This is a genomic window from Treponema denticola (genome assembly GCF_024181605.1).
Lineage (GTDB): Bacteria > Spirochaetota > Spirochaetia > Treponematales > Treponemataceae > Treponema_B > Treponema_B denticola_B.
Genome location: NZ_CP054477.1, coordinates 1,835,661 through 1,855,433, shown reverse-complemented (window position 1 = coordinate 1,855,433; position 19,773 = coordinate 1,835,661). Strand labels below are relative to the sequence as shown.

General features: G+C 38.7%; 15 protein-coding genes. 7 read left to right on the top strand and 8 right to left on the bottom strand.

The annotated features are described in order from the left end of the window. Nucleotides 1-2: 2 nt before the first annotated feature. The 7 genes from rsxE to E4N80_RS08650 all read right to left on the bottom strand — a co-directional run bounded on the left by rsxE (nucleotide 3) and on the right by E4N80_RS08650 (nucleotide 6,717). Nucleotides 3-662 carry an electron transport complex subunit RsxE gene (rsxE, locus tag E4N80_RS08680; RefSeq protein WP_010694856.1) on the bottom strand — a complete coding sequence of 220 codons (660 nt, stop codon included), beginning with the start codon at nucleotides 660-662 and terminating at the stop codon, nucleotides 3-5. After that, the gene (locus tag E4N80_RS08675; protein ID WP_253698882.1) at nucleotides 663-1,232 is read right to left on the bottom strand and encodes an RnfABCDGE type electron transport complex subunit G; all 570 of its coding nucleotides are present in this window, start codon (nucleotides 1,230-1,232) and stop codon (nucleotides 663-665) included. It lies immediately after the preceding gene. Beyond that, nucleotides 1,229-2,245, bottom strand: coding sequence for an RnfABCDGE type electron transport complex subunit D (locus E4N80_RS08670; RefSeq protein ID WP_010694860.1), 1,017 nt, complete (start codon nucleotides 2,243-2,245; stop codon nucleotides 1,229-1,231). The genes E4N80_RS08675 and E4N80_RS08670 overlap by 4 nt, the downstream gene beginning before the upstream one ends. Continuing rightward, nucleotides 2,245-3,687 (bottom strand): electron transport complex subunit RsxC, encoded by a 1,443-nt coding sequence (gene rsxC / locus E4N80_RS08665; RefSeq protein WP_253698881.1) that lies wholly within the window; start codon nucleotides 3,685-3,687, stop codon nucleotides 2,245-2,247. The genes E4N80_RS08670 and rsxC overlap by 1 nt, the downstream gene beginning before the upstream one ends. 100 nt (nucleotides 3,688-3,787) lie before the next feature. Then, complete coding sequence (locus E4N80_RS08660; protein ID WP_253698880.1) at nucleotides 3,788-4,474, bottom strand: rhodanese-like domain-containing protein; 687 nt, start codon at nucleotides 4,472-4,474, stop codon at nucleotides 3,788-3,790. A 70-nt stretch (nucleotides 4,475-4,544) separates the two neighbouring features. Further along, entirely contained in the window at nucleotides 4,545-6,023 is a 1,479-nt protein-coding gene (locus tag E4N80_RS08655) for a pallilysin-related adhesin (RefSeq protein WP_253698878.1), read from the bottom strand. A 31-nt stretch (nucleotides 6,024-6,054) separates the two neighbouring features. After that, nucleotides 6,055-6,717 carry a vWA domain-containing protein gene (locus tag E4N80_RS08650; protein WP_253698876.1) on the bottom strand — a complete coding sequence of 221 codons (663 nt, stop codon included), beginning with the start codon at nucleotides 6,715-6,717 and terminating at the stop codon, nucleotides 6,055-6,057. Nucleotides 6,718-6,884: 167 nt separating this feature from the next. Between E4N80_RS08650 and cfpA the strand changes: the two genes are divergently transcribed. The 7 genes from cfpA (at nucleotide 6,885) to E4N80_RS08615 (ending at nucleotide 17,466) form a co-directional block, all read left to right on the top strand. Continuing rightward, nucleotides 6,885-8,933, top strand: a complete 2,049-nt coding sequence (gene cfpA / locus E4N80_RS08645; RefSeq protein ID WP_253698874.1) for a cytoplasmic filament protein CfpA — start codon at nucleotides 6,885-6,887, stop codon at nucleotides 8,931-8,933. An 85-nt stretch (nucleotides 8,934-9,018) separates the two neighbouring features. Continuing rightward, nucleotides 9,019-10,056 (top strand): hypothetical protein, encoded by a 1,038-nt coding sequence (locus E4N80_RS08640; RefSeq protein WP_253698873.1) that lies wholly within the window; start codon nucleotides 9,019-9,021, stop codon nucleotides 10,054-10,056. 10 nt (nucleotides 10,057-10,066) lie between these two features. Further along, entirely contained in the window at nucleotides 10,067-12,919 is a 2,853-nt protein-coding gene (locus tag E4N80_RS08635; RefSeq protein ID WP_253698871.1) for a putative PEP-binding protein, read from the top strand. Nucleotides 12,920-13,025: 106 nt separating this feature from the next. Then, nucleotides 13,026-13,700 (top strand): TIGR00266 family protein, encoded by a 675-nt coding sequence (locus E4N80_RS08630; protein ID WP_253698870.1) that lies wholly within the window; start codon nucleotides 13,026-13,028, stop codon nucleotides 13,698-13,700. A gap of 130 nt (nucleotides 13,701-13,830) precedes the next feature. Further along, complete coding sequence (locus E4N80_RS08625; protein ID WP_253698868.1) at nucleotides 13,831-16,002, top strand: DUF4954 family protein; 2,172 nt, start codon at nucleotides 13,831-13,833, stop codon at nucleotides 16,000-16,002. Nucleotides 16,003-16,008: 6 nt separating this feature from the next. After that, nucleotides 16,009-16,695 carry a YkgJ family cysteine cluster protein gene (locus tag E4N80_RS08620; RefSeq protein ID WP_253698866.1) on the top strand — a complete coding sequence of 229 codons (687 nt, stop codon included), beginning with the start codon at nucleotides 16,009-16,011 and terminating at the stop codon, nucleotides 16,693-16,695. 57 nt (nucleotides 16,696-16,752) lie between these two features. Next, nucleotides 16,753-17,466, top strand: a complete 714-nt coding sequence (locus E4N80_RS08615; RefSeq protein WP_253698864.1) for a queuosine precursor transporter — start codon at nucleotides 16,753-16,755, stop codon at nucleotides 17,464-17,466. A 79-nt stretch (nucleotides 17,467-17,545) separates the two neighbouring features. Here E4N80_RS08615 and E4N80_RS08610 read toward each other — a convergent pair whose 3' ends face one another. Further along, nucleotides 17,546-19,711, bottom strand: a complete 2,166-nt coding sequence (locus E4N80_RS08610) for a methyl-accepting chemotaxis protein (protein WP_253698863.1) — start codon at nucleotides 19,709-19,711, stop codon at nucleotides 17,546-17,548. Between the last annotated feature and the right edge of the window lie 62 nt (nucleotides 19,712-19,773).

Below are 19,773 nucleotides of genomic sequence, written 5' to 3'. Positions count from 1 at the left end.
TTTTACTCCTCCTCTTTTTTAGCTTCCGGCTCGGCTTGCGGAGCAGGCTGGCTTTGAATCTTCTTTTTAGGTCTTTCTAAAAGCATTTTTGCAAATAGGTTTATCGAAATCATAATCCCGAATACAAAAAAACCGCCGGGTGCATTTGCAAAAAAGCGTATGTGATAGGCTTCGGGTATAAAGACATTTCCTGCCAAGGCTCCCGAGCCTAAAATTTCTCTTATGGCCGAAATAAGCACAAGCACTATCGTGTAACCGACTCCCATTCCCAGAGCGTCCAAAACGGATTTTCCGGGGCTTTCTTTTGAAGCAAAGGACTCGACTCTTCCCATAATAATACAGTTTACAACAATCAGCTTAATAAAAAGCCCCATCGCATCCGAGAGGGCAGGGGTATAGGCCTGCATCAAGAGGTCTACAATAGTCGTAAAAGAAGCTATTACTATGATAAAAACCGGAATCCTTATATCCTGAGGAATTAATTTTCTAAAAATACTTATAATCAACTCGCTCATAACGATAACAAAGGTCATTGCAAGACCCATTCCAAGGCCGTTTAATACATTGGTTGTAACGGCAAGGGCCGAACAAAGACCTATCATCAGTACCAAAAGAGGGTTGCTTTTTATAATCCCGTTTGTGAAAATGTTTAAGTTTTTCATTTATTTTCCCTCCTCCAAGTTATTTTTGGTCATATATTCTATTGCCGTAACGGAAGCATCTTTTACGATGGCTGCAACACCCCTCGAGGTTATCGTAGCTCCTCCGATTGCGTTTATATCGGCATTTACTTCAAAGGCCGAATCAAGAGCCTTTCCGTTAAACTGTCCAGCAAAGGGTTCTTCTGCAGCCTTGCTTCCTAAGCTGGGCGTATCGGTAAGCTCTAAGAATTCTATCTTGCGTATTGTTTTGTTTAGGTCCATAGCTATCAATATGGTTGCACTTGCATAGGTGGGACCCTTAGCGGTTATGGTAAGACCTACGGTTTTTCCGCCGTTTACTGCCGTATAAGCATTTAAAAACTTGGTTTTATTTAAGCCTTCGGGGATTTCCGCACTTATTTCTTTAAAGTCTTCAGCTTCAGGAAAAACGGCCTTTAATGCTCTGTTTGTTTTTTCCGCCTTTACTTCAGCAATTTGTGGGGCTGTAAAGCTGTAAACTGCCGCAAGGGCTAAACATGCTATGACCGCATAGGCTGAAAGGGTAAGGGCTAACTTTATCATCTGTTTCATTTTGCAGCCTCCTTGTTCTTTTTGGGCGGTTTTACATAGCCGTATTTTACGGGTATAATTTTGTTTAAAAACGGAACTACGGCATTCATTATAAGAATACTGTACATAACGCCTTCGGGCATACCTGAAAATAAGCGGATAAGGCCGGTTATAAGGCCGCAGCCTGCTCCGAAAAGGAGTTTGCCTTTTGGCGTTACGGGGCTTGTTACATAATCGGTTGCCATAAAGACGGCTCCGAAGGCTAAACCTCCCGAAGTCAAGGTTAAAATAGGATTGATACCTCCAATTGCGGTAATTGCAACGGCTGTTACCATCATAGTAACGGGCGTTCTCCAGTCGATAACCTTTTTAAAGAGGAGATATGCAAAACCTAAAAGAATCAGGAGTATGCTTGTTTCGCCTATACAGCCTGCATGGTTTCCCAAAATAAGCTGAGTATAAAGGTCTGTGCTTGAGCCCAAATTTAAAGTTTTGGCTATTTCGGATGCACTCAGTGCAATGCCTTCTTTTGCATTTATAAGCTTTAAAGGTGTCGCAGTGCTCATTGCATCAAAAAAAGAATTCCCCGGCTGTATCCAGCTTGTCATTGCTCCCGAAAAGCTTACAAACATAAAGGCTCTTCCTACCAAGGCTGGGTTAAATACGTTTGCTCCAAGCCCTCCGAAAAATTCCTTGCCTACAACTATTGCAAAAAGACAGCCTAAAATAAGCATCCATATCGGAAGATTAGGCGGAATTACAAGGGCTATCAAAAGACCTGTAATCACTGCTGAAAGGTCTTTTACTCTTATATCCAGATTACATATAAGCCTAAATAGGCTTTCAAAACCTACACAGCAAAGAACCGAAACTATGATTCTAACCAAGGCCGGTATCGAAAAAAGATAGATTCCATAGGCTGTCAGGGGGAGCAGAGCTATAATTACATCCAGCATTAATGTTTGAGTCTTAACCGGTGTTACAACATGGGGTGCCGGAGACATAAATATTTCGTTTTTATCTGATTCTGCCATTATTTGCCTCCTTCTTCGGTTTTTTTAGCCTCAGACTCTTGTTTTTGAGCTTCAGCTGCTTGTTTTTCTGCGGCTGCGGCCTTTGCGGCAGCTTTGGCCTCTCTTTTTTGCTTTTCTTCCCTTGCTATTTGCTTACCTACCTTAAACCTTTGAACAAGTTTGATACGGGCAGGGCAGGTATAAGCACAGGTTCCACATTCTACGCAGTCCAAAAGACCGCAGCGGATTGCTTCTTCGGTATTTCCTGCTTTTAAGGCTCTAACGATTAAAACGGGAGAAAGCCGGCAGCTGCATACGTCAATACACTTACCGCAGCCTATACAGGGGCTTTCTTCTTCTAAAGAAACTTCTTCCTTTGTTAAAAAAAGCACTCCTGATGTGTTTTTTTGAATAGGAAAGTCGGCGTTTTTCATAGCAAAGCCCATCATCGGTCCGCCTGAAACTATTTTTACAACTCCGGGTTTAAGGGAAACTACGCTTGGAATAAGGTCGCCGACACAGGTTCCTATAGGAGCTATTACATTTAAGGGCTTTTCGCAGGCACCTCCGCCTATGGTTAAGGCTCTGTCGATAAGAGGTTTACCCAAACGGAAGGCTTCTGAAATAGCTTTTAAGGTTCCTACGTTTTGAATAACGCAGCCTATTTGGAAGGGAAGGCCTCCTGAAGGGATTTCCCTATTTACGACTGCATCCGTAAGAGTTTTTTCTCCGCCCTGCGGATATTTTGTTTTACAAAGTTGAATGCTTATATCGTAAGCACCTGCAGCAATCGGATTTGCTTTGATTTTTGAAATAGCCTTTTCCAAAACCGGAACCAAATCTTTTTTATTGTCTTCAAGGGCTATAATTCCTTGCTTTGCGCCTACTATACGCATAGTGATGGCAAGACCGTCAACAATGCTATCCGAATCGTTAAAAATTGTGGCAGCATCCGTGCAAAGATAGGGTTCACATTCCGCTCCGTTTGCAATTACATAGTCGATTTTTGCATCGGGAGGAGGGCTTAATTTTACATGAGTAGGGAATGATGCTCCTCCCATGCCCGTAATGCCTGCATCTCTTACTCTTTTAAGAGCTTCTTCCTTGGTGCATGTAAAAGGATCGAGGGGAGGCATAAACTCTTCCCTATTTTCTTCATCGATTTCGATTAAAAAACAAAGATTTTCCGTATTTCCGGTTACAAGATGAGGCTCAATCTTTTTTACCTTTCCTGAAACGGAAGAATGGACGGGAGCCGACATAAATTTATCGGTTTCGGCTATCTTTTGCCCTCTGGCAACCAAATCCCCTACGCTTACAAGAGGTGTATTAGGCATGCCTCCCTGCGTAACGGGAATCCAAACTGATTTATTTGACGGTAATACCTTAACGACGCTGTCGCTTGATAAGACCGCCTTTCGCTCGGGCGGATGCACTCCGCCTTTAAATGATTTTATACCCATACCGGCTATTTTATACATAAATAATGAAACTTTCAAGAGGATAAATCATTTTGGGACAATACATTTTGCACCTTATGTAAAATTAATTCTTATCGTTTCCTTATTTTTCAAGTTTAAAAGAATATTCGGCAACTCCGTCAATAGAGTTATAAATTTCCGTGTAGCCCAGATTTATCAACTCTTGGGCCGTTCTTGAAGAGGCTGTACCTACATTACAATATAAAAGCAGCTTTTTATTCTTGTCAGGTATTTTGTTAAGATTATTTTTTACTTCATCCATAGGAAAGGATATAGCCCCTTCTATGTGGCCGTTGTCATAAGAAGATTTATTTCTGCAATCAAGTATTAAAACATCGGGCTCTTTTAACATTGTTTCAAAAACAATCCCTCTTACTGAGGTATAATTAATGGTGTTATAATCATATTGATTAACTCCGTCTGCATTATAAATTTGTGTAAACCTATTTTCAACCAGTATTTGGGCTGCTTTAAAGCTTTCATCATTAGTTATTGAATATATGTAAATCGGCTTGTTTTTCCAATCTGTTATTTCTTGCAGACGGTATTTGATTTCATTTACCGGAATGTTTATAGCATGTATAATATGTCCTTTTTTATATTGGTCATAGGGTCTGACATCAATTATCAATATAGAATCTTTATTTGACTCGGAATTTAAGTGTTCAAGTCTTGAGCCTTTAACATCTTCAACTTCTACCTCTATACCGCATGAAATTAACGATATATTCACAATTAAAACGATAAAGAGCAAAAACTTTATTTTCATAATTTAATCTCCAAAAAACTTAAATACTCTGAATTTATTATAATGACTTTTATTTTTATTGTCAAAAGGTTTATATTTCTCTTTCAAAGACAATGGGCTCATCGCCTGTAGGTGTTACATCATTTATACTCAACTTAATTTTTTTCCAAACCATCCGCTGTACATTTTTCTTTTCACTTATTTCAAGCAGATAAAATTTAGTTGTATCTTTTTCCGATTTCATTTGCATTATTATCTTTTCATTTATTTCAAATATATTAAAATAACCTTTTTCAATATCTTCAGATTGTTGAAGAGTATAAGAATTTCCTAAAAGGTCTAAAAAAGTGTTATTTACCGATTTCCACTGATTCGAAGATTTTGATAAAATTTTTTTTGCTTTTTCCGCATTATTTTCTTTTTCATTTGTGTTATTTAAAAGTAAATTGGTGTTTTTTTTATAGTTTCCGTTCCAAAGAGATGCCGTTCCGAATTTAATTCTTAAAACGTCTTCTATTACACGCACCTGTATTTCATCAAGTCCCTTAATTTCAATTTCGACCCTTCTTATTATATTTGGAATCGATTTATTGTTTGTTGTAAAAAATAAACCGTATCTTCGAGGCAGGGTTGTTTTTATTTCATAGATTTCTTCAACATTGTCTAAATTAAAAATAATATGACTGTCGTTTTTATCAAAATAAACACTCCTGCCTGTTTCTTTATTTCCATCTTCTTGAAACCATAATCCGGATAAAAAGTCTATAAAGGATTCCATATTTCCGCTTTGAAGTTTTCTTAAAAGCTGAATCTCTATTTTTTCACCCGGAATTGTCTTTTTTAAACCTTCTTCATATTTTTTTGTTTTTGCATTCCATGTGTATTCGGTCTCAATTTGGTTTAGAGTGTTTGGAGCCGATGGGTCGGAGTCATAAGTGTATATACGATATGAAGATAGGCTTAATTCGCTTTCGTTCTGAGTTTCAATCTCCTTAATCCTGATTTGCATATCCGCATGTAGGTCGGCTATTTGATCAAGCTGAACACTATCATTACTTTCTTTTTTGACGGTATGTATGGATAAGACCTGCCTGTTATCCGATGTCATTCCCGAATAAATAAGGGACTTGGGATCCCGCGTCAAATTCATAATGTAGAATGTAAGAGATTTAGGCTGTGTGATTGTTGTTCTTATTTCTTCAACCCTATCCCATTTTTGCGTTATTGGGTTTTGAATTGAAATAATCAGGTATAAAAAAGGATCCAATAGTTTTTTTACTGCGATAATTTGGTCTTCTACGCCGTCTTCATTTAAATCATCCGAAATAGCATCCACAAATGATTCATCATTGAATAATTCCAAAAATATTTTTGCTTCGGAATTCGGGGTATAATTTTCGTTTTTTTTATTTTCATTATCTATTTGTGAGGAAACTATGGGAATTATTGTTTGTGTAACAATTTTTTCTTCACCTTTTGTATTTGACCGTATAAACTTTAAATAAATTAAAAAGCTTAACAAAGCCAAAACAACAAGAGCCGAGGTAACATACATTATGCGTTTGAACATTCTTTGTTTAAATCCTTATTCGTAATTATGGTTACGGATTATCTTTTTTGATTAAGGCTGTGTTTTCGTCGGATTGAACCCTGTCTTTGCCTTCGTTTTGTGTTAAATCCGAAAAAAGAGCCTTGCTTGTTTTTATAACCCTGTCTTCAAGCCCCATATCAACCGTAATTTCATACCAATTATCGTGTTTTATAATTCTTGACTCAACTAAATAAGGACTTGAAAACTTTTTTTGTTTACCGCTGTATTTGGATGTTATAGGAGCATCTTGTTCCAGATCCGTCAACATAAAAAGAACCTTATACCTTCCGTTTTCGCCTCTTTGGTTTACGGCTTCCCGTATTTTATCCAGTGCCTTTCCTACATCGGTAAATCTTCCGTTCGGGCTGATTTTATTTACCGTTTTAATTATTTTGTCGGTGTCTTCTTTGCCTTTTATTTCAATTGAAAGCAAATGTTCGGGACTTTCATAAAACTGATAAATGCTTATCCAATCGCCGGTGATGATAATTTGGCCTATCAATTCGTCAAGAACCCACTGCTGCATACTGTCAAATTTTCCCGGATCCTGCATGGATAATGACTTGTCAATCATTATAATCATGTCGACAGGCATTGTTCTTTCACCTGCATTTAAATTAAATAAAACCACTGCCAAAAGCAAAAATATAAAAAAAACCTTTTTAATTTTCATAAATACTCCTTTTTTATGCTTTATATACAGTATTATACAACATATTTGAAAAAAAATCATCAACTTTAAATAAAAACTCTTTACATTATGCAAAATATGTTTATAATTATATAATAGTGATATATATTGTAATTAAACAAAATTGCTAAAAGTAAGGAGAGTTAGGAATGGCAAATTTAGATCTACCACAGAGCCCGAATGTATTCCATCCCGAGAAGCCCAGTGCTGTCGGTTCGAGAAACTCATTGGCTCAAGACTATCGAGATCAGCAGAAAGAAGTTAATCAGCTGATTGAAGAAGAAACAAACAAAGTGTTACACCACTTGACCACAAAACTTCCCAAAGAAGTCCTTGAAAGATTGGACGTAATGGGCGGTGTTAAGGAAAAGCTGTATAACTACTTTAACCAGAACTACCAGAACATGTTCAACCGCTACATGGTAACGGCTGAAGATGAAATGCTCAAAAAGGTACGAGGATTTATCGATCGGGAAGAAATGAAGGTTTTAGACCGCTATACTCCGAAAGAAATCGCAAACCTTCTTGATGCAGTTGGCGGTGCTGACAAGTTTAACACAGGCGAAATCGAAAAATCGATTGTAAACATGTACGGACACTTACAGGGCCACGTACAGCGCGGTGTTAATGATTTGGAAACCTTAACAAACTCATTGTTAAGGCAGAAGACGGACGTAGGTGCCTTCGTTCGAGGTGAAAACGCATACTCAATTGTAAAGTGTGCATTTAAAGACAACCTCTACAAACCAAAGACTGTAACCGATGTTAAGCTTTCCGTAAACATTCTTGATACGGAACTTATCAGCCCGATCTTCCAGTATCAATCAACAGTCGAATATCTTATCAAAGACCTATTGTCAAATCATTATATGGATGTAATTGACAAAGAAATTGAGAAGATAAAGGACAAGAGAATTGATCAGGGATTGGATGAATTGTCTGACGGCGAAATCCTTTTTGCAAAAATCGATAAGGTAGATGGTATTACCGATGATGATGTTGAAAATCCCAAGAGCAAGAGATATGATGTAGTATCAAAGAAGCTCATGGAAAGAATCAACAACTTAAGAGCTGAAATCGATCCTGAGACCTTTGATCAGCTCAACATCAGAGAAAACATCAAAAAGATTATCGACCTCGAAAACATCAGAAACCGCGGATTTAACACGGCTATTAACTCGATTACCTCAATCCTTGACACCTCAAAGATGGGATATCAGTACATCGAAAACTTAAAGAATGCCCGTGAGCTTATCTTGCGCGAATATGATGATACGGATATCGCCAATCTTCCTGATGAAAGGTATCAAATCCGTCTCAAGTACTATGACAACGCTCAGTTACTTGCAGAACGACAGGCTTATGAAGTAATGATGAGTTCTTTTGAGACTGAAATTCAGCACTTGTGGGATGTAGTACGCGCTACATACGACAAATCCAAGTTTATGACCAAAATCACAGACTTTAGCGATTTGGCTGCCAACTACAGGAAATTCATCAAACGAAAGTACAAGGATCAGTCCGGTGAACCCGTATACGAAGATACCGCTAAGGTTTGGGATGAAATCTCCTTCGTTAAGCCTCCCGAAACTGAAGTTGAAAAGATGAACAGAACCTATGTCTACGAAAAGGATAAGCTCCGCAAGAAGCTCATTATCATGCGCAAAAGAATGAAGGATTTATACGATTATCAATATCCTATCGAAAGGCGCGTTATCGAAGACAGACTTTCATTCATAGAAGCCGAATTCAACAAATTCGATTATTTGATCAACCCCTTCCACATTCAGCCCGGTCTCTTGCTTGACCTCGATATTACATCAATCAAGCGAAAGAAGGCTACATTGGATGGAATGGCCAACGTGCTCAATGAATTCTTGCACGGTGTATCAAAGGGCTTTGCCGACGCAGCATTTGCTTCGTTCAGCCGCCGACGATCCACAGTTCGTGCCGATATTGCACAGAGCTTTGCTGCCGTCGAAGATGATGATCCCAAAGCCAGTGGAGCTGCAGGTCGCTCTCAGTTTATCGATATGCTGAACAGCACTCCTGCCATTGCGGCTCCTGCAGCTGAGGCTGTAAGTTCTCCGGCTAAACGCCGAGGACCCAAAAAGGGTGCCGCTAAGGCAAGAAAGACTGGCTCTGTTGATTCAGGACGAGGCCGACGAAAGGCTAAGTCAGGAATTAGAGAAATTTAATTTGGAATTTTAGAGCTTAACTGATTCAAATTTAAGCCCCTGGAACAACCCCGTTTCGGGGGCTTTTGCTTAAAAAGGAGTAATTATGGTTAATATGACTAATTTTTTTGTTCCTCTTGCTAAAAAGGCTGATTTTAATGTTTCCGTTAAACATATTCAGTCTGTTATAGAAATTTTAGAGGACTGTAATCCAAAAGAAAACATTGCGGACAAGATAAATCTTATGATAAGAGAACAGATGATTAAGCCGGAGCAGGTTAGGGCTATTCTTTCGGTTTCTCTGCTTGATAAATGGAATTATAAAGTTGTATCTGAAAATTTGAAATTTATTTTGGATGATGCTTCCTCTTTTGTTGCAGAGGTTGCCAAGTGGACCGGTATTGATTTGGTTTTCGGCTATGATCATCCGGATTTGGGTTTTATCGTTATAAACCCGAAAAATCCTGCAGCTGCCCAAGTTATTCAGGGATTTAGAAAAAATGAGCTTCTCTTAATATTTGTGGGAAAACAAGACAGGGGCTCTGTTGATTCCGATCTTGCCGGTTCCGTTGTTTCCGCTATTCATAAATTATTTGAAAAGAAAGCTTGTTCGGTGCCTGCATCTGTAAAAGCAGGTCCATTTATATATGTTGAACCTAAAAAAGCTGCTCCCGTAAAAGTTAAAAAGACTGTTACAAAAAAAGCGGGTAAAAAAGTTAAGGCTGCTGCTCCTGTTGCTGTTGCAGCTAAAGTGCAGACTAGCTCGGCCGTCCCATCACATTTGGAGCGCCCGTCTGCCGTGTCCACAGGGCCTAAAAAGATGTCGCAGCTTGTTTCTGTTCCTGTTTCGAACGAATTATTCCATAACGGAAATGTTGAAGCATGGAAGAGAATTATACGAAGTTATACAGCTAAATATCAAGACGCCGAAGTTATGGTTTACTATGACGGAGAGCGTATTGTAGATATAAATACCTTATTTAAATGGGGAAAGGTTAAACACGGAAGCACAATTCAATTTGCCATTTCTGCAGCAGAAATTAACGACCTTTCAAAGTTATCAAAATATTTTAGGCAGGGTGCCAGCCCTATGTTTGAAGCTTTTTTGCGCGGCTCGCCTGATACCGTTTTAAATCTATTTTAAGGAGTAAAAAATGAAAATTTCAAACAATATCCATTTTTTTAACAGCAAAGAAACCGTCGGCAAAAAAGTTGACAAGAATTTATTGGGTATCCGAGGAAGGCAGGCAAACGAATTTGCAGAATTAAAACTTCCCATCTTGCCGGGTATCATCATAGATGCTTCCGTAATGCAGGATATAGGGGATGCAAATATATATACGGAAATATCTCCTTATTTAACAAAATTCGGTGCAGATGTTAAAAAGAAATACGGGGATGATGAGTCTCCATTACTTTTAAAATTAGTTATTTCGCCCAATATGCTTATTACAAGCTATCCCACACTGCATAACTTCGGTCTTACCAAGGATACTGTAATAGGATTTCAAGAAAATGTAGGCGAGGACTTTGCTGCAAATGAAGTTCTGTTTTTGCTTAATGGAATTTTAACCGTTGTTCTAAAAATCGCAGAATTAGAGAAAAATGAACAGAAAGTTAAAGATTTGGAAAAAGTTTTGCATGATATAAAAGAATCAATGAAGATGGGTAAAATCGGTTTAAAACCCGGTGCCATCATGGATAAATATTCCAAGTTCTTACCTAAACACTTTTTTGATGATTGCAAAGTCCAGCTTGAAGAGTCAATCCGCCTTATAGGACAGCTTTTAACCCTTGAAGAGGATACGGACCATGATGTGGCTCTTTTGATTCAGCCCATGGTTTACGGTAACTACGGTAAAGATTCATATTCAGGTTCTTTCTTTAGCCGCAATATTGTAAACGGCGAGAAAAAATTGCAGGGGCAGTTCTTTGCAGAAAAGTTCAATGAGTTAAATGCAGGCGGTAAGGATATAAACTCCATCAAGCCTGAATACCTGAAGCACCTCCAGCAAATTGCATGGCAGCTTGAAGATTATACAAAGGATATCCGCAATATTCGGTTTACCATTGAAGCAGGAAGACTTTGGCTTATCGAACAAAAATCGGTTGAAGCTAAGAGCACCATCTCAATGGTTCAGATTTTGCTCGATTTATATAATCGAAAAATAGTAGATGCCGAATATGTTGTGCGTGCCGTTAAGCCCGGTCAGTTAAACGAGATTTTACATCCTGTTATAGATATCATGAGTACAAAAGGTATGAAGTCATCAAAGGGCGGTATAGCCGGTGCTCCTGGTGCCGCAGTGGGTAGAGTCTATTTTACTGCCGACTCCCTTATCGAAGCTCAAAGAGCGGCGAAACTTCAGGGACTGGACACAAGATGTATTCTATGTATGCCTGCAACCTATGCAGGAGACGTAAAGGGCATAGAGGTTTCTACAGGTGTTATATCGAATGAAGGCGGCTATTCGGCCCATGCTTCCGTTGTTGCCCGGCAGTACGGTAAAATATCTCTTGTACGCCCCGATATGAAGATAAGCGGAAAAAAGGCCGTTATTGAGGGCGTTACTATAAACGAAGGCGATTATATTACGCTCAATGTTCCTTATTACGGTGATTCTACCGTTTATTTCGGTGAAGCAAAGCTGATTGAACCCGATCCCGAAACATCAGGTCTTTTAGACTTTATAAGCCTTGCAAAGAGTTTCTTATCCGGCTTCCATGTAAGAGCCAATGCTGACAGTCCCCGTGATGCTCAGCTTGCTTTAGATTTCGGTGCCGAAGGTATAGGCCTCTGCCGAACCGAGCACATGTTCTTTAATGAAAAGAGAATAAACACCTTCCGCGAAATGATTTTAGCTCCAAGCGAAGCCGAAAGAAAAAAGGTGCTTGATAAACTTCAAAAAGTACAAACGGAAGATTTCTACGGAATCTTTAAGGCTATGAACGGCAAAGAGGTTACTATCCGCTTGTTGGATGCGCCTCTCCACGAGTTCTTGCCTCATAATGATGTTGAACTTGACGGTTTTGTAAAATACTTGACGGCTCAAAAGAAGAAAATAAGTAAAAAGGACTTAACTGCGGAAATAGAAAAACTTTCGGAAATCAATCCTATGCTTGGTCACAGGGGATGCCGAATTGCCATAAGCTATCCTGAAATTTATGCTATGCAGATAAGAGCTATTTTTGAAGCCGCATATAAGCTAAAAAAAGAAAAAGTGGATGTAAAACCTGAAATTATGATTCCTCTTATAATGAACTTTAGAGAATTAAAGCAAATTATTTACGGAAAGAAGATTGAAGGCCATGCTTACTTAGGCATCGATGCTATTGCCGAAGAAGTAAAAGCTGCAGTAAAAGGCGGAGACCTTGATTACAAGGTTGGAACCATGATAGAGCTTCCGGCTTCAGCCTTAAGTGCCGATGAAATTGCAAAATATGCAGAGTTCTTCTCTTTCGGTACAAATGACCTGACACAGACTACCTTAGGTCTTTCACGCGATGACTTTAACAGCTTTATGCCTGACTACACCATGTATGACCTTATCGACGGAAACCCCTTTGCAGTGCTTGACAGCCGCGTAAGGGACTTAATCGAAATAGCAATTCAGCGCGGAAAACTTACCCGCCCCGATTTGCACTTAGGTCTTTGCGGTGAACACGGTGCCCGTCCCGAAAACGTACGCTTCTGTATGGAAGCCGGATTGAACTATGTTTCATGTTCGTCTTATTCCGTTCCTATTGCCCTTCTTTCGATTGCACAAGTTGAGCTGGAGAATGCGGAAAAAGCCGGAATAAAGCTAACACCTAAAGCTCTTGTTTCGCGAAAGTCTTCTTCGCCAGCACCTAAAGCTGTCGAAAAAAAAGGAGCTGCAAAGACTACAAAAGCAAAGCCTAAAGCTGCTGTAAAGAAGGCAACCGGAAAAAAGCCTGTAAAGGCAAAGTCTGCGCCTGCTAAAAAGGCTTCTTCTGCCAAGAAGAAGACTGCAAAAAAATCTAAGTAATTTTATGCGGCTCCGCTTGGAGCTGCTTTAGATTTATGAAAGCCTGCAAAAAAGATAAGTTTTTTGCAGGTATTCTTATCTTAATCTTTTTTTAAGGAGTTTTTTTATGGAATACAAAATTATTGGAGATGCTTTTCCTGCCGTTGTTTGTAAACTTAGAGCGGGGGAGAAAATGATAACTCAATCCGGCGGAATGGCATGGATGAGTTCAGGGATTTCTATGGAAACCTCTGCCGGCGGAGTCGGTAAAGCCCTCGGAAGGATGTTTTCGGGAGAAAGTTTATTTTTAAATAAATACACGGCAACTACCGATGGAGAAATCTCTTTTGCTTCAAGGTTCCCCGGTGCTATAAAAGCATTTGAAATCACTTCGGGTTCTTCTCTGATTGCACAAAAAACCGCTTTTTTAGCTTCAACTGAGGGCGTTGACCTTTCGATTCATTTTCAGAAAAAGCTGGGTGCAGGATTTTTCGGCGGTGAAGGTTTTATAATGCAAAAACTTTCAGGCAACGGAACGGTTTTTCTTGAAATTGACGGTTCTGCAGTAGAGTATACTTTGGGTGCCGGAGAAACAATGCTTTTAGATACGGGATATCTTGCAGCAATGGAAGAAACCTGTAAGATGGAAGTAGAGATGATAAAAGGTGTAAAAAATATCCTTTTCGGCGGAGAGGGATTATTTAACACGAAAGTTACCGGTCCCGGAAAAATAATTGTACAGACAATGCCTATTCATGCGGTTGCTCAATCTTTGATTCCGTTTTTACCACATGGAAAATAATCGGTTTTAAAGCCTATTTTTATGAGCCGGTGAGAGATGCTTACCGGCTTTGCCGATAGATGTCCTTATAGTTATTTTGTAACGTTAACTTTTCTTTGTGTTTTTACAAACGCTTAATCTGGAGAATCCTATGGCTAAAATGCAGATAATAAAATCCGAAGATTTCGGTTATGATTTTATTGATGGTAGATATTTACCGGCCGGTAAAGACGAGTATTATATAAGATTTAATCAAACTAATCACCAAAAACATAAGTACCGTCAATTGGATTCGGAAGAAATTGAGCGTCTGATAAAAAACGGAAATTCCAGTACGGATTGGTCGATGGTTTTGGTTGAAGACCCCTTTGATACCGATTTGATAACAAACAGTCTTTTTGCCGGTTTGGTCCGCATTGCTTCAACTCAAAATTTTTACTTAAAATATCATGATTTTACGGTTCCTGTAGGTATTACAAACAGTAAAATTATTTCCTGCGATATAGGCGAAAATTGTGCAATCCATTATTGTGCCTATCTTTCACATTATATCATAGGCGACAGGGTTATTTTGAGCCGTATTGATGAAATGTGTACGACCGACCATTCAAAATTCGGAGAAGGTCTTGTAAAAGACGGAGAAGATGAAAAGGTTCGGGTAACGATAGATACACTCAATGAGGCCGGCGGAAGGGAAGTTTACCCCTTTTATGATATGATTACGGCGGATGCCTTCTTATGGGCAAGGTATAGGGATGACGCCGCTCTTATAAAAAAGTTTGAAGAAATAACTCAAAATTCTAAAGACTCAAAAAGAGGTTATTACGGTGAGGTTGGTTCCGATTCCGCAATAAAGAGCTGCCGTATCATAAAGGACGTTAATTTCGGTTCTTCGGTATATGTGAAGGGAGCAAATAAACTTAAAAACTTGACTATAAAATCAACTGCTGAAGAGCCCTCGCAGATAGGGGAGGGAGTAGAGCTTGTAAACGGTATAATAGGCTTGGGTTCCAGAGTGTTTTATGGAGTAAAGGCTGTCCGTTTTGTTCTCGGCAATAACTGCGAATTAAAATACGGTACTCGGCTCATTCATTCCATAGTCGGCGATAACTCTACCATTTCCTGCTGCGAAGTTCTCAATGCTCTTATCTTCCCGTACCATGAACAGCATCACAATAACTCTTTTTTGGTTGCAGCTATGATTCAAGGGCAGTCCAATATGGCTGCAGGGGCTACTGTAGGTTCCAATCACAACACAAGAGGAAACGATGGCGAAATTATCGCAGGACGCGGATTTTGGCCGGGGCTTTCTTCAACTCTAAAACATAATTGCCGTTTTGCTTCATTTGTTATTTTGGCAAAGGCAAACTATCCTGCAGAGCTTGATATTCCATTTCCTTTTAGTTTGGTTTTAAATGATCCCCACAAGGATAGACTTGAAATTATGCCGGCCTATTATTGGATGTACAATATGTATGCTCTTGAACGCAACAATAAAAAATTCTTAAAACGGGATAAAAGAATAACAAAGACCCAGCACATTGAAACCGCCTATCTTGCTCCCGATACAGCTGCCGAAATTTTAAATGCCCGTAATCTTCTCGAAAAATGGATATGTGCAGCTTGGATTGAGGCCGGGAATAAACCTTTAAGCATAGATGAAATTCTCAAGGATAAAAAAGATGAGGCAAAGAATCTTTTTGTAAAAGGTGATAATATTGAAAGGTCTAACCGCACGGTAAAAATAATCAAGGCTGTAGAATCTTATGAGGCTTATCAAGATATGCTGATATGGTATGGAGTTACAACTTTAGCCGAGTATTTTGATAAGGGTGTAGATAATATTGGAATGAGTATTGAAGAGTTTAAACCTTCAAAGGAGTTTGATTTTAACTGGGTAAATATGGGCGGTCAGTTAATCCCCGAAAAAAAACTAAATTCAATTAAAGAAGACATAAAATCAGGAAAACTTAACACATGGGAGAAAATTCATGCTGCCTATGACAAAGCGAATTGTTCTTATGTTGTTGATAAGGCTGAAAATGCTTATGCTGTTCTTTGCAGGCTTATGAATGTTAAAAAGATAGATACGGCCCTTTGGAATAAACTTTTAGACAAGGCAGCCGCAATAAGAAAATATATTGAAGAACAAATATTCTATACAAAAAATAAGGATTATAATAATCATTTTAGGGATATAACTTACCTAAATCCTCAAGAAAGGAATGCTGTTTTGGGCAGCGTAGAAGATAATGCCCTGATTATTGAATCAAAAAAAGATACTGAATATTATCTTAAACTTTTTGAAAAGTGCAGGGCTTAGATAAAAATGGAAAAAGAAGTCGAAAGTTTTAAAGGAACAAAAACAGCCGAAATGATTTTGCTTTTGGATAAGGTCTATAAAGAAATTGAAGAAGCTGAGAAAGAGTGGATGTTAAAATGTCCTATTAAGTGTATAGACGGGTGCGGAGCCTGCTGTGTTCATTTTGAACCGGATGTTTATGAGGTTGAGGCTCTTTATCTTGCCTCCTGGCTTCTCTTTCATCAAAGAGAACGGGCTTTGCAAATACTGGAAGGCCGTTTTAATGAAAATGTTTTAGATAAAAAAAACGGATGCCTCCTATTCGATATCGATAATCCTTATCATTGTACCGTATATGAAGGCCGTTGTTTAATATGCCGCCTTTTCGGTTATTCCGGAGATCACGGCAAAGACAGATCCGTACGCTGGCGCCCGTGTAAATATTTAGTTTCTATGGATAAGAATCTTTCTTCTTCAACGATTAAACAATACTCACAAGAAGATTTGCTCAATACTTTTGGTACACTGCCTCCGGTTATGAGCGATTTTTCTTCGCGGATATTGTGTTTTATGACTGAACAGGCGTCTCATACCCTTCCGCTTAGGAATGCTTTACCTGCTGCAATTTCTAAAATTCTCATGCTTGAAAGATATTCTAACAATCCGGAATTTGAACCTGATACGGATCCTGAAACTCCGCCTCTTGCTTCTTAAAATAAATTAGCTGAAACCTTATTCCCTTTTTTTTCTCTTTGTGTTAGTATCGCTGCCATGGAAAATTCACAATTAAATCAAGGAGTCCTTGAAACGGACTCCATTAAGAAAACGAATTTCTTGCCGGTAATTTCCGGACTCTTTGTAGGCGTTTTGGTTTTGTCGAATATTCTTGCGGCAAAGATGGTACAGCTTGGACCCTTCGTTTTTGACGGAGGCACTCTTCTTTTTCCTTTTTCTTATATTTTTGGAGATGTTTTAGCTGAAGTCTATGGTTATAGGGCTTCAAGAAAGGTTATTTGGGCCGGTTTTTTTATGCTTCTTATTATGAGCCTGAATATCTGGCTTATAAGTGTTCTTCCTGCCGAAGCTGAGTGGATATTTCAAAAAGACTTTGATAATATTCTTTTACAGATGCCCCGCATTTGCGCCGGCAGCCTTTTCGGTTATTTTATTGGAGAGTATTCCAACTCGGTCGTTTTGTCTAAGTTAAAAGTAATAACAAAGGGCAAGTACTTATGGCTTAGAACTATAAGCTCGACATTGGTTGGAGAATTTTTGGACAGTGCCGTTTTTGTAGCCGTTTCTTTTCTAGGCCTTTACAGTATAGATGTTCTTATTATAATGGCTTTTTCAAACTATCTTTTTAAAACATTTATCGAAGTTATATTTACGCCTTTCACTTACAAGATAGTTGCCTTTGTAAAAAAACATGAACAGATAGATGTTTATGACTACAATGTAAGTTATAATCCCTTTCCGGGAAAATAGGTTAAAAAAATACCCATCCTTAATTTTTAAAGATGGGTAAAACTCATAACTTTATTACTTGATGATTTTTAATTTTATGCTAAACCTTAAATTTCATTACCTCATCTGCCAATCCTTCTATACTTTCTTTATTCTTTTGGGTTATACCTTGAACTTCTTGAACTGCATTATTTATTTGTAATGCTCCTGATGCCATTTCGTTCATGCGGTTGGTAATTGTACGCGTTAATTCGTCAAGTTTATTCATTTCTTTGGCAATACCTTCTCCTCCTTTTAACATCTCTGATGAACCTTGTTTGACTTCCTGCGTTACAGTGTTAATGTTTCGGATTGCACTTAAGACTTCTTTACTGCCGTTTTCCTGTTCACTCATTGCTTCCATGATGCTGTTACTCATCTCTTTTACATTTTCTGCAAGGGTGAAGATTGAGTTGAATTTTCCTTCAACGGTTCTAGCCGATTCAGCCAAGACCTCTATCTCTCCCGAAAGGTTTTTAAGGGTAGAGGTAATGCTTTTTCCTTGGGCACTTGATTCTTCTGCAAGCTTTCTTATTTCGTCAGCTACTACTGCAAAGCCTTTTCCGGCTTCCCCTGCATGTGCCGCCTCAATTGCCGCATTCATCGCCAAGAGGTTTGTTTGGCTTGCAATATGCTGTATAACATTGGAAGCTTCCATCAAACTTCCCGATTCTTCGGCTATTTTTTGGGTTACATTGTTTGCCGTAGAAACATTATCTTTTCCCTCCGCTGTAGCATCGGCCAATTCCCTTATAATATTATCGCTTTTACCCAGGGTTTGTGTAATCGACGCAATATTTGCAACCATTTGTTCAATAGACGAAGATGATTCGGCGACGCTTGCTGCCTGTGTTTCTATGCTATTGTTAAGCTGTTTTATTGTGCGTATGATTTCCTCAACTGTTGCTGCCGTTTCGGTTACGCTTGCGGCTTGAGTTAAGGCCTGATCTTTTATGTTGTCGATGTTTGAGTTGATCTCTTCTACGGCGCTTGCCGTTTCAGTCATATTACTTGCTAGTTCATCTCCTATAAACTGCATGCTGTTTGTATTTGTTCCGACCGATTTAATGGAATTGCCTATTTTCTCAATAGTCTGGTTAAAATATTTTGACAGTAGAGTAACTTCATCATTGCTTGTTACAGGCAATCTTACCGTTAGATCGCCTTCACCTTGGGAAATATCTTTTAAAGCCAGAACAACTTTTTGCAGAGGCAAGATCATTTTGCGTGTCACAAAGAATGTCGATATTAGAGCGATACCCAAAAGACTAAACCCTGTTACAACCATCATGTATTGCAAACTTGCTACTGTGTCCAAAAAATCGTTGACAGGAGCCCTTATTACAACCATCCAGCCTGTAGATTTCATAATAGCATAGGAGCCGATATTTTTTTCTCCATTAAAAGTGTAATAACCTATGGATGGTTTGTTTGACTGCATTGCCTGTTTTGCAAAATTTGCAATTGATATTAATGCAGGATTTGTTTTAGCACTTTCTTGAAAATTATCTTGATTCAGAACTAGCTCTCTGTTGCGGTGAGCTACGGCATTTCCTGTTTTTCCCAAAATAAAACAATATCCGCTTCTTCCGACAGTGATATGGTCTATGTCTTCTGAAAGCTTTGTTCCCGGTGTATCTGCTGCGAGTACACCGATTATGTTATTTTCATAGTCATATACGGGAACCGCGATGGTATTTACCAGTGTTCCTTCGGCTTTTGAACCGTAGGGCTCGCTTACGAATTGCTCTCCTGCTAAAGCTCTTCTAAACCATTCTCTATCATTTACATCAAATATCCGTCCGTCAAGTGCGTGACATTTCCCATTTATATCCGTTATTGAAAACTCTATTATTCTGGGATTAAAAGCCGCTTCTTTTTTTAAATAGGCTATCTTGTCTGAGTAGGGTGCGTTTATATCTCTTAACTCGGATGCTCTGGAAGCACTCGAAACAAAATTCAAAAAAGAGTTAACCATTGAATCGATCAGATCGGCAGTGTCTGAGGCCTTGTCCTTTAAATGTATTTCTACCTTTTCAAGAATAGCCCTTTTTGACATAACTGCTCCTATTATTCCCTGCGTTGATACGGAAATAATAACTATTGCCGCAAAAAGAATAAGAAGCTTCTTCCCCATTGAAAAAATCTTATCTTCCGATACACTATTTCGTGTAGCCAATTCTTTTTTTGCAGCAGGTTTTGCAACAACTATTTCTTTATCTTTCATTTTTTTCCTCCTAAAAAATACACTTTATATTATGTCCTATAAATAGTTTACACCAGTATTGT

Coding starts and splice junctions, on each gene's coding strand:
- E4N80_RS08625 (WP_253698868.1), top strand. CDS start 13,831: ATGGCTAAAATGCAGATAATAAAATCCGAAGATTTCGGTTATGATTTT.
- E4N80_RS08675 (WP_253698882.1), bottom strand. CDS start 1,232: ATGAAACAGATGATAAAGTTAGCCCTTACCCTTTCAGCCTATGCGGTC.
- E4N80_RS08655 (WP_253698878.1), bottom strand. CDS start 6,023: ATGTTCAAACGCATAATGTATGTTACCTCGGCTCTTGTTGTTTTGGCT.
- E4N80_RS08660 (WP_253698880.1), bottom strand. CDS start 4,474: ATGAAAATAAAGTTTTTGCTCTTTATCGTTTTAATTGTGAATATATCG.
- E4N80_RS08630 (WP_253698870.1), top strand. CDS start 13,026: ATGGAATACAAAATTATTGGAGATGCTTTTCCTGCCGTTGTTTGTAAA.
- E4N80_RS08615 (WP_253698864.1), top strand. CDS start 16,753: ATGGAAAATTCACAATTAAATCAAGGAGTCCTTGAAACGGACTCCATT.
- E4N80_RS08620 (WP_253698866.1), top strand. CDS start 16,009: ATGGAAAAAGAAGTCGAAAGTTTTAAAGGAACAAAAACAGCCGAAATG.
- rsxC (WP_253698881.1), bottom strand. CDS start 3,687: ATGGGTATAAAATCATTTAAAGGCGGAGTGCATCCGCCCGAGCGAAAG.
- E4N80_RS08670 (WP_010694860.1), bottom strand. CDS start 2,245: ATGGCAGAATCAGATAAAAACGAAATATTTATGTCTCCGGCACCCCAT.
- E4N80_RS08650 (WP_253698876.1), bottom strand. CDS start 6,717: ATGAAAATTAAAAAGGTTTTTTTTATATTTTTGCTTTTGGCAGTGGTT.
- rsxE (WP_010694856.1), bottom strand. CDS start 662: ATGAAAAACTTAAACATTTTCACAAACGGGATTATAAAAAGCAACCCT.
- E4N80_RS08635 (WP_253698871.1), top strand. CDS start 10,067: ATGAAAATTTCAAACAATATCCATTTTTTTAACAGCAAAGAAACCGTC.
- E4N80_RS08610 (WP_253698863.1), bottom strand. CDS start 19,711: ATGAAAGATAAAGAAATAGTTGTTGCAAAACCTGCTGCAAAAAAAGAA.
- cfpA (WP_253698874.1), top strand. CDS start 6,885: ATGGCAAATTTAGATCTACCACAGAGCCCGAATGTATTCCATCCCGAG.
- E4N80_RS08640 (WP_253698873.1), top strand. CDS start 9,019: ATGGTTAATATGACTAATTTTTTTGTTCCTCTTGCTAAAAAGGCTGAT.